The following is a 9,253-nucleotide window of genomic DNA, read 5'->3' as shown; positions in this document are numbered from 1 at the left end:
CACAGTCAGCCATGCGCGGATCGGATGCCGAAAGGTCAGGCCTTACGCTCGATCGGTGCGGAAAACGGGGCTAGGCGCGGGCAGACATGCTTGACTTCGCGCAGTTGCCGCCGGAGATCAACTCCGCGCTGATGTACTCCGGCCCCGGCGCGGGGCCGATGCTGGCCGCTGCGTCGGCGTGGCAGGGACTGGCCACCGAGTTGCACACCACCGCGTTCACCTTCGGGTCGCTGCTCACCGGGCTGGTCGACGGGCCGTGGCAGGGCCCGGCAGCGACATCCATGGCGGCCGCGGCCGCACCCCAGGTGGCGTGGCTGACGAGCACGGGCGAGCGGGCCGAAGAGGCCGCGGCCCAGGCCGTGGCGGCGGTGACGGCCTATGAGGCGGCCTTCGCCGCCACGGTGCCGCCGGAGGAGATCGCCGCCAACCGGGCCCTGCTGATGGCGTTGCTGGCGAGCAACTTCCTCGGCCAGAACACCGCGGCGATCGCGGCCACCGAGGCGCAGTACGCCGAAATGTGGGCCCGGGACGCGGCCGCGATGTACGGCTACGCGGCAGCGTCGGCGGCGGCGTCGCAGCTGGCGCCGTTCACGGTGGTTGCAAGCGCGGTCGATCCGGCCGGACTGGCCGGTCAGGCCACCGCGGTCGCGCACGCGCTGAACGGGGTCGTCGACGCACAGGCGATGTCACAGATTCCCATAGCGCTGTCCGGACTCGCGGGGATCACCAACGAACCGCCCTGGCTCACCACCCCCGCGGCTGCACTCGGCCTGACCGGGCACCTGTGGAACGAGAACGGCGACCGGATCGTCTTCGGGGGGATGCTCGGCGACGTGGTCCAGGGCGTGACCGGATCGGCGGAGGTGGACGCCGGAATCTTCATGGACACGTTCAACAAGTGGGTGAGTCCCGCGCGGCTCGTCGTCACCCAGTTCAAGGACTACGTCGGCCTGGCGCACGACCTGCCGAAGCTCGCTCAAGACGGCGTCAAGGCCGTAGCCGAGGCCGCCAAGGAAGTGCCTGCCGCGCTTCCGGGGGCGGGTCTGGGCGGCATTGCGGGAGCCGTCGGCAAGGCGGCCGCCGTCGGCGGACTGTCGGTCCCGAGTTCCTGGGCCGGTGCGGCACCGGCCGCGACGACGCCCGTCACGGTGGCTCTCAACGGCTTCGGGGCGGCCGCCAGCGCCGGGCCCGCCACCCAGGCGGTGGGCGGGCTGCCGCTGATGGGCGGCGGCGCCGGGCGTGGCCTGTCGGCCCACTTCCTGGCTCCCCGATACGGATTCAAGCCGACGGTCATGCCTCAACCTCCGGCCGGGGGGTGATCGGGCTCGCGGCGACTCAGAAGGGCGGATCCTCGGGCAAGGATGACGACGCCGACTCGTCGGGTGTCCAGTCGGGCGGGAGCTCTTCGGGCTCGCGGAGGTCGTTCACCCAGGTGCACAGGGGGCTGGTGCTCTTCGTGCCCTTCAGCAGAAACAGCATGTCGCGCATGCGGTTTCGGAACTTGCGGTCGTCGACCTCCCGCTTGCGGGCCTGTTCGAGGCGACGCCGCGCCTCGTTGACGGGCCGCTGCTCGCGGTTGTGCTTGCGCGACTGCGTGATTCGGTAGCTGCGCTGCTGCGCCCTGGTTCGCTTGCGCGGATGCGGCGCCGCACAGGCCGGCTCGCGGGGTTGTGGGAACAGGTCGGCCCCGGCCGGCGCCGTCCGATACACGCGTCCGGTCGGCGACGTCCAGACCACGGTCCCGTCTTTCCATTGCTCGTCACGCCAACCACTGTGGAAAGTTTTGAGCCTATGATGTTGACGGCAAAGGCATTTGAGGTTCCCAGCCACCGTCAGCCCGCCGGCTGCCGGGTCCTGGTGGTTGAACGGGATGGTGTGGTCGATGTCGCAGGCGACGGCCGGTCGGCTGCATCCGGGGAAGCGGCAGGTGAGATCCCGGCAGCGGACTGCGCGTTCGAGCGCCGCCGACGGCTGGTAGCGCAGCGCCTCGACCGGACCGGTGACCGGGTCGGCGATGAGCACGGACGCGGCGGTTGCCAACCGGCGGACCTGTTCGGCGTCGATGACTCCATACCCCTCGAGGTACCCCGGCGCAGCGCCGTCCTCGAAAACCGTTCGTTCGCCGGCGATCACATTGATCACCACCCGCGCACCGCCCCGATCCCGCCCGGCCCCGGCGCCGGCCCTGGTGGGGCAGTCATGCTGTCCGCACGCGCAGGCCAGCGGGCGGCCCTGGGTCAGGGCAGCCAGTGCGTCGGCGCGGCGTTGGTCCAGCGTCCGCGGGTCCGCCGCGCACACCTGCTTGGCCAACTGCGAGAGCCGCAGGTCGAAGGCGGTCGCGGTCGCGGCGGCGACCGTGCCGCAGACCTCCGCCATCCCGTTGCCGAGCGCCTTGATCCCGATGTGCCGGCCGTCCTCGGCGGTTTCGCGGCGCTCGCGCACGGCGTCGGGATCGATGGCGCGCACCGCGGCGTCGACGGCGTTGACAATTCGCCGCCGCGACCAGCCGTTCCAGTTGCCGATGCGTTCGGCCAGTGCTCGGTCGAGCTTGGCGACCAGCGCGTCGTCGGCGACGAGATCGGTGCGCCTGATGATCAGCCGCACTGCACGCCAATCCGTTTTTCCCTCGGCGAGCAGCGCCGCAATTGCGGGCAACCGGGTGTCCAGTGTCTCGGCGTCCGACACCAGGTAGCTTGCCGCCCTCGGGGACAGGTTCATCACCGCGGCCACCTCGGCGGTGGTCTGGTCGAACCCGCTGATCATGGCATGGTCGGCCGCGGCCCCGGCCCGCCCGGCCGCGGTCCTTCGGTGCCGCAGCAGCCGCGCCACGGCTGCCATCCGCCGCGCCAGCAGCGCCGATTCCTGGCAATGCGTCGACTCGACCACGGCCACCAGCGCGGAAGGGTCGAGTTTCCGCAACTCATCGAACATGCATTCGAATATAGCCGGCTACACCGACAGGTTCCGGATGGCCTCGCACCCTGTGGACAACTGCGGGCCGGGGCCGAACGGGTGCCAAGCGCCGGGCGCAGCCTACGGTGTGACGAGGATCTTGCAGTGCCGCTCCGGGTCGGCCAGGTCGTCGAACGCCGCACCGACCCCGTCCAGGCCGACTTCCCCGGTGATCAGCGGCGTGACGTCGATGTCACCCTCGGCGAGTGCCCGCAGCGAGTCCGCGAACTCCTCCGGGCTGTAGGCGAGCACGAACTGCACGTTGATCTCCTTGGCGATCGCGAAGAACGGATGCACCGTGTCGGGTTGCATGCACACCCCCGCGACGACCAACCGCGTGCCCGGCCGGGCCCGCAGCAGCACGTCGTCGATGATCCCGGGCACCCCGACCGCCTCGAACACCACCGCCGGTTTGACCGTGTCGAATGGCGATCCCTGCGCCGGATCCAGCGCCCGGTGGGCGCCCATGGCCGTGGCCAGCTCCCGCCGTTTGGGCGAAAAATCGGACGCCACCACCGATTCCACGCCACGCGCCGCGAGCGCTGCGATGATCGCGATGCCGATCGGGCCGCACCCGAGCACCAGCGCGGTCTCGCCCGGCGCGATGTTCGACTTGTTGACTGCGTGCAGCCCCACGGCCATCGGTTCGGTCAGCGACGCGTGCCTGAAGTCCAGGCCGTTGGGGACGGGCAGCAAGAGCGGCGCCGAGAGCAGCATCCGCTCCGCGTAGCCACCGATCGTGCTGTTGCTGTACACGATCGGCTCGACGCCCTTGCCGGACAGCACCACCGGAATCGACGTGACGAGCGTACCGGCCGGATGTGTCTCGGTGTCCGGCCCGGCTTCGAGCACCTCGGCGCTGAACTCGTGGCCCATGAAGACGTCGCGGCCCAGGTCGACGTCCATGCCGCCGGCTCCGGCCGACACCCGCTCCGTCATCGCCACCACCTCGTCGCCGTGTGCGGCGAAATGCAGGTCGGAGCCGCAGATTCCACACGATCGCACGGCGACCAGCACCTGGCCGGGCCCGGGCACCGGGTCTGGCACGTCGTCCCGGTAGACCATGCGCCCGCCCCGCAGCACCGCTGCGCGCATCACTTCACCGCCCCTTCCTGCTCCGAGGTGTGCTCGCTGATGGCCTTCACCACGGCCTCGCCGGCCCGTCCGATCAATTGATCGCGCCTGGCCTTGGCCCAGTCGTGCGACGACCGCGAGGCTGCCAGCTGTCCCTTGAAATGCGGAATCACCTTGCGGGCCAACAGGTCATAGCAGTGGTAGGTCGCCTGGGGCGAAGCCCAGTCGTGGCCGAGCATCAGCAGCGTGCCGAACCCGCCCGAGCGCTCGAGCAGGTCTTCGATGTGGGCGATCGCATCCTCGGGTGTGCCGATGCAGCAATTCCCCTTGGCCGCATAGTCTTCGACGAACTCATGCGGCGTCTGGGCGCCCTCCACGGAGTTTGCCAACGGAACGAAGCCGGCTGCGCCGAAGTAGTTGGCGAAGTCCTGCAGCCCGTAGGTGCAGTCGTCGATCGCCCGGTCGCGGCTGTCGGCGATGTGCATGATGCTCAGCACCCGCCAGTCGGACCGGTCCGGTTCGTCGCGGCCGACCTTGGCGGCCTGCTCGCACACGACGTCCCAGGTGTTTTCCAGCGCGGCGTAGCCGCCGGGCACCGACATCGACAGCGACAGCAGAGACGTGCCCAGCACGCCCGCCAGGCGCGGTCCGGACGGCGAAATCATTGCCGCCGTTGAGATTTCCGGATACGGCCAGGTGTAGGGCCGGATGTGCAGTTGCGCGTCGCGCAAGGTGAACCAGTCGGAGTGGCGGTCGATGCGCTCCTGCGGCGCGGCGCGGAACAGGGCGAGGATCGCCTCGAGGGACTCCTGCATCATCCGCCGCTGCTCGATCGGGTCGATACCCATCATGTAGGCGTCCGACGGCAGCGCGCCGGGGCCGGCGCCGAACATCACCCGGCCGCGCGTCAAGTGGTCCAGCAGCACCCAGCGGTCGGCCACCATCAGCGGGTGGTGATAGGGCAGCGAGACCACGCCGGTGCCCAACCGGATGTGCTTGGTCCGCTCCGCGGCGGCGGCGATGAACACCTCCGGGCACGCGATCAACTCGTAACCGCCGGAGTGATGTTCGCCGAACCAGGCCTCGTCGAATCCGAGGCGGTCCAGCGCGACGACGCGCTCCATGTCGTATTCCAATGCCACCGTCGGTGATTGGCCGGTGGGATGAAACGGCGTGATGAAGACGCCGAAACGCAGGGGCATTCTCATCGCAACTCCAACCCGTTGAGGAACTCCAGCAGCAGCGCGTTGACCTCGTCGGGTCGTTCCTGTTGCAGCCAGTGGCCGGCGCCCTCGATCATCACCTGGCGATAGGGACCCGAGACCACCTTCGAGGCGCGGTCCGCCCGGGTGAAGCCCAGCACCGGATCGGCGCTGCCGGCCATGAACAACGACGGCACGCCGATTGTGGCGTCAGCCAAATCGGGGGTCGTCTCCCAGTTGCGGTCGAAGTTGCGATACCAGTTCAGGCCGCCGGTGAACCCGGTTCGGGTGAACTCGCCGACGTAGTGGTCGAGCTCGTCCTGGCTGAGCCATTCCGGCAGCTCGTCGGGTTCGGGGAGGCGCTCGATGAAGCCCTCCGGACCCGGGGCCACCATGCGCACCGCCGCGCCGTGGTCCCCGGATGCCCGCAGGCCGCCCAGCATCCGGCGCATCGTGCGGGCGGGTTCCGCGTCCAGCTCGGCGTCGGCGACGCCGGGCTCCTGGAAATACAGGATGTAGAAGAAGTTGTCGCCGGCGATCTTGCGCCACGCCGCCGTCGGCGCCACCCGCGGACGGGGCACCGGCGGCACGCTGAGCGCGGCGACGGCCGCGACCCGCTCCGGATGCAGCAGGGGCGCGTTCCACACGACGGAGGCGCCCCAGTCGTGCCCGATCCAGGCGGCGCGCCGGGCGCCGACATCGTCGAGCAGGCCGACCAGGTCGGCCGTCAGCGCATGGATGTCGTACGCCTCGATCGCGTCCGGGCGGGAAGATCCGCCATAGCCGCGCTGGTCGGGTGCCAGCACGTGGTAGCCCGCCTCGGCGAGCACCGGTATCTGGTGGCGCCACGAGTAGGCGAGCTCGGGGAAGCCGTGGGCCAGGATCACCACGGGCGCGCCGCGATCCCCCGCTTCCACCACCCGCAACCGCACGCCATTGGTGTCTACTAACCGTTCGGTTGATGTCGGCACCCCCACACCAAAGCACACCGGCCGGTGGCTGAGAAGTGTGCGCCGCGATCGGCGCCCTACCGGGTGCGCGTTGGGATAGCGTCGGACGCGGGTTCGATCACTACGAGGGCGGGTGCAGTAACTCATGCGGCTGGACCACATCGTGCTCTGGACGAGCAATCCGCGCGTCTCGATGGACTTCTACTCGCGGGTCGTCGGGCTCGAACCGGTGCGGTTCGTCGAGTTCGAGGCCGGCGAGGCGCCGTTCCCGAGCGTGCGCGTGTGCGAGGACTCCATCATCGACCTCGTGCCGGTGGACAGCATCGCCTCCACGGAGTCCTTGACGCGGGTCCCGGGGAGCGCCGGGCACCGCGTCAACCACGTCTGCCTTGCGCTGTCCAAAGCCGAGTACGGCGCACTGGACCGGCGTCTGCACGCCGCGGGCGTGGACACCGGCGCGCGGCTGAACCACTCGTATGGGGCCCGCGGGTGGGCGCCGCAGGGATACTATTTCGCCGATCCGGACGGCAATGTGATCGAGGCGCGGTATTACGAGCACTGAGCCGCACGCCACATCCACGCAACGTCCCACATCCACGCAACGTCAATGTGATGGCGACCGTCGAACCAACCGGGAACTGCCTGTCGTTGTCTGGTCAGGACAGCAGGACCGCGGAAGTTCCGCTGCGCCCGGCTCCGCCGGGCCGGCGATTGCCGCGGGGCACGACGGCGGCAACCCGCTGCGCCCGGCTCCGCCGGGCCGGCGATTGCCGCTAGCGGTAGCCTGGACTTTTTCAGCGACGTGTGCATCGGAAGGACCTGGCCCGTAGGGCCGATGATTGATGAACCGAAAAAATCTGATCCGCACCCTCACGGCGATCGCTGTCGTGGTGCTGCTCGGTTGGTCGTTCTTTTACTTCAGCGACGACACCCGCGGCTACAAGCCCGTCGACACCTCGGTCGCGATGGCGCAGATCAACAGCGACAACGTCAAGAGCGCGCAGATCGACGATCGCGAGCAGCAAGTGCGGCTGACCCTGAAAAAGGGAAACGGCGAGACGGACAATTCCGACAAGGTCATCACCAAATATCCCACCGGATATGCCGTCGACCTGTTCAACGCGCTCAGCGCCAAGAACGCCAAGATCGGCACCGTCGTCAACCAGGGCAGCATCCTGGGCGAGCTGGTGGTCTACGTGCTGCCGCTGCTGTTGCTGGTCGGTCTTTTCGTGATGTTCTCGCGCATGCAGGGCGGCGCACGGATGGGCTTCGGGTTCGGCAAGTCGCGCGCCAAGCAACTCTCCAAGGACATGCCCAAGACCACGTTCGCCGACGTCGCGGGCGTCGACGAGGCGGTCGAGGAGCTCTACGAGATCAAGGATTTCCTGCAGAACCCGGGGCGCTACCAGGCGCTGGGCGCCAAGATCCCCAAGGGCGTGCTGCTCTACGGCCCGCCCGGGACCGGCAAGACGCTGCTGGCGCGCGCGGTGGCGGGTGAGGCCGGGGTCCCGTTCTTCACGATCTCCGGTTCCGACTTCGTCGAGATGTTCGTCGGTGTCGGCGCCTCGCGCGTGCGCGACCTGTTCGAACAGGCTAAGCAGAACAATCCGTGCATCATCTTCGTCGACGAGATCGACGCGGTCGGCCGCCAGCGGGGCGCCGGCCTCGGCGGCGGCCACGACGAGCGCGAGCAGACGCTGAACCAGTTGCTGGTCGAGATGGACGGGTTCGACCCGCGGGCCGGCGTCATCCTGATCGCGGCCACCAACCGGCCCGACATCCTGGACCCGGCGCTGCTGCGGCCCGGCCGCTTCGACCGGCAGATCCCGGTGACCAACCCCGACCTGGCGGGCCGGCGTGCCGTGCTGCGGGTCCATGCCAAGGGCAAGCCGATCGCCCCCGACGCCGACCTCGACGGCCTGGCCAAGCGCACCGTGGGAATGACGGGCGCCGACCTGGCCAACGTCATCAACGAGGCGGCTCTGCTGACCGCCCGGGAAAACGGCACGGTCATCACCGGGGCCGCCCTGGAGGAGGCGGTGGACCGGGTGGTCGGCGGGCCGCGCCGCAAGAGCCGGATCATCAGCGAGCACGAGAAGAAGATCACCGCCTACCACGAGGGCGGACACACCCTGGCCGCGTGGGCGATGCCCGACATCGAGCCGATCTACAAGGTGACGATCCTGGCCCGGGGACGCACGGGCGGGCACGCGGTCGCGGTGCCCGAGGAGGACAAGGGCCTGCGGACGCGCTCGGAGATGATCGCGCAGCTGGTGTTCGCGATGGGTGGGCGCGCCGCCGAGGAGCTGGTGTTCCGCGAGCCGACCACCGGCGCGGTCTCCGACATCGAGCAGGCCACCAAGATCGCGCGAGCGATGGTCACGGAGTTCGGCATGAGCTCCAAGCTGGGCGCCGTCAAGTACGGCTCCGAGCACGGCGACCCGTTCCTGGGCCGGACCATGGGCAACCAGGCGGATTACTCGCACGAGGTCGCCCGCGACATCGACGACGAGGTCCGCAAGCTGATCGAGGCGGCGCACACCGAGGCCTGGGAGATCCTCACGGAGTACCGCGACATCCTCGACATCCTGGCCGGCGAGCTGCTGGAGAAGGAGACCCTGCACCGGCCCGAGCTGGAGGGCATCTTCGCCGGCGTCGAGAAACGGCCCCGCCTCACCCTGTTCGACGACTTCGGGGGGCGCATCCCGTCGGACAAGCCGCCGATCAAGACGCCCGGCGAGCTGGCCATCGAGCGTGGCGATCCGTGGCCCCCGCCGGTCCCCGAGCCGGCCTTCAAGGCGGCGATCGCGCGGGCCAGCCAGGCCGCCGAGGCCGCGCGGGCCGAGGGCGCCAGAAACTCCCACGGCGGTAACGGCTCGCACGGCGGTCAAGCCGGAAATCGGCGGGACGCGCCGCAGGGCCCCACCCAGCCCGACTACGGCGCCCCGGCCGGCTGGCATGCGCCCGGCTGGCCGCCGCAGGAACCGCAGCCCGGCCACTGGTATCCGCCCCCGCAGCAGCCCCACTGGCCGCAGCCGGCGGGCCGGCCTCCGGGGCAGCCGGGCCAGCCGGGCC

The 9,253-nt window shown here is 69.8% G+C and carries 7 protein-coding genes; 3 read left to right on the top strand and 4 right to left on the bottom strand.

What is annotated here, in order from left to right; genetic code table 11:
* Positions 1–86: 86 nt before the first annotated feature.
* The gene (locus FPZ47_RS25015; RefSeq protein WP_144956469.1) at positions 87–1,319 is read left to right on the top strand and encodes a PPE family protein; all 1,233 of its coding nucleotides are present in this window, start codon (positions 87–89) and stop codon (positions 1,317–1,319) included.
* A gap of 16 nt (positions 1,320–1,335) precedes the next feature.
* Here FPZ47_RS25015 and FPZ47_RS25010 read toward each other — a convergent pair whose 3' ends face one another.
* From FPZ47_RS25010 to FPZ47_RS24995, 4 genes are all read right to left on the bottom strand, one after another.
* A complete protein-coding gene (locus FPZ47_RS25010) occupies positions 1,336–2,931 on the bottom strand; it encodes an HNH endonuclease signature motif containing protein (RefSeq protein WP_144956471.1) in 1,596 nt (531 codons plus the stop codon).
* Positions 2,932–3,033: 102 nt separating this feature from the next.
* Complete coding sequence (locus tag FPZ47_RS25005) at positions 3,034–4,047, bottom strand: zinc-binding dehydrogenase (RefSeq protein WP_144956473.1); 1,014 nt, start codon at positions 4,045–4,047, stop codon at positions 3,034–3,036.
* A complete protein-coding gene (locus tag FPZ47_RS25000; RefSeq protein ID WP_144956475.1) occupies positions 4,047–5,234 on the bottom strand; it encodes an LLM class flavin-dependent oxidoreductase in 1,188 nt (395 codons plus the stop codon). Before FPZ47_RS25000 ends, FPZ47_RS25005 begins: the two co-directional genes overlap by 1 nt.
* Complete coding sequence (locus FPZ47_RS24995) at positions 5,231–6,205, bottom strand: alpha/beta fold hydrolase (protein ID WP_144956479.1); 975 nt, start codon at positions 6,203–6,205, stop codon at positions 5,231–5,233. Before FPZ47_RS24995 ends, FPZ47_RS25000 begins: the two co-directional genes overlap by 4 nt.
* A 118-nt stretch (positions 6,206–6,323) precedes the next feature.
* On the opposite strand from FPZ47_RS24995, the gene FPZ47_RS24990 reads away from it, so the two are divergent.
* Together FPZ47_RS24990 and ftsH are read left to right on the top strand one after the other, a co-directional pair.
* Entirely contained in the window at positions 6,324–6,740 is a 417-nt protein-coding gene (locus FPZ47_RS24990) for a VOC family protein (RefSeq protein ID WP_144956477.1), read from the top strand.
* A gap of 280 nt (positions 6,741–7,020) precedes the next feature.
* A partial coding sequence (gene ftsH, locus FPZ47_RS24980) for an ATP-dependent zinc metalloprotease FtsH (protein WP_246859903.1) occupies positions 7,021–9,253 on the top strand: 2,233 nt, incomplete at its 3' end.

It is taken from the genome of Mycobacterium helveticum (assembly GCF_007714205.1).
In the GTDB taxonomy this organism is placed as follows: domain Bacteria; phylum Actinomycetota; class Actinomycetes; order Mycobacteriales; family Mycobacteriaceae; genus Mycobacterium; species Mycobacterium helveticum.
The sequence above is the reverse complement of the archived record's forward strand: the minus strand, read 5'-3'. Positions and strand labels throughout refer to the sequence as shown.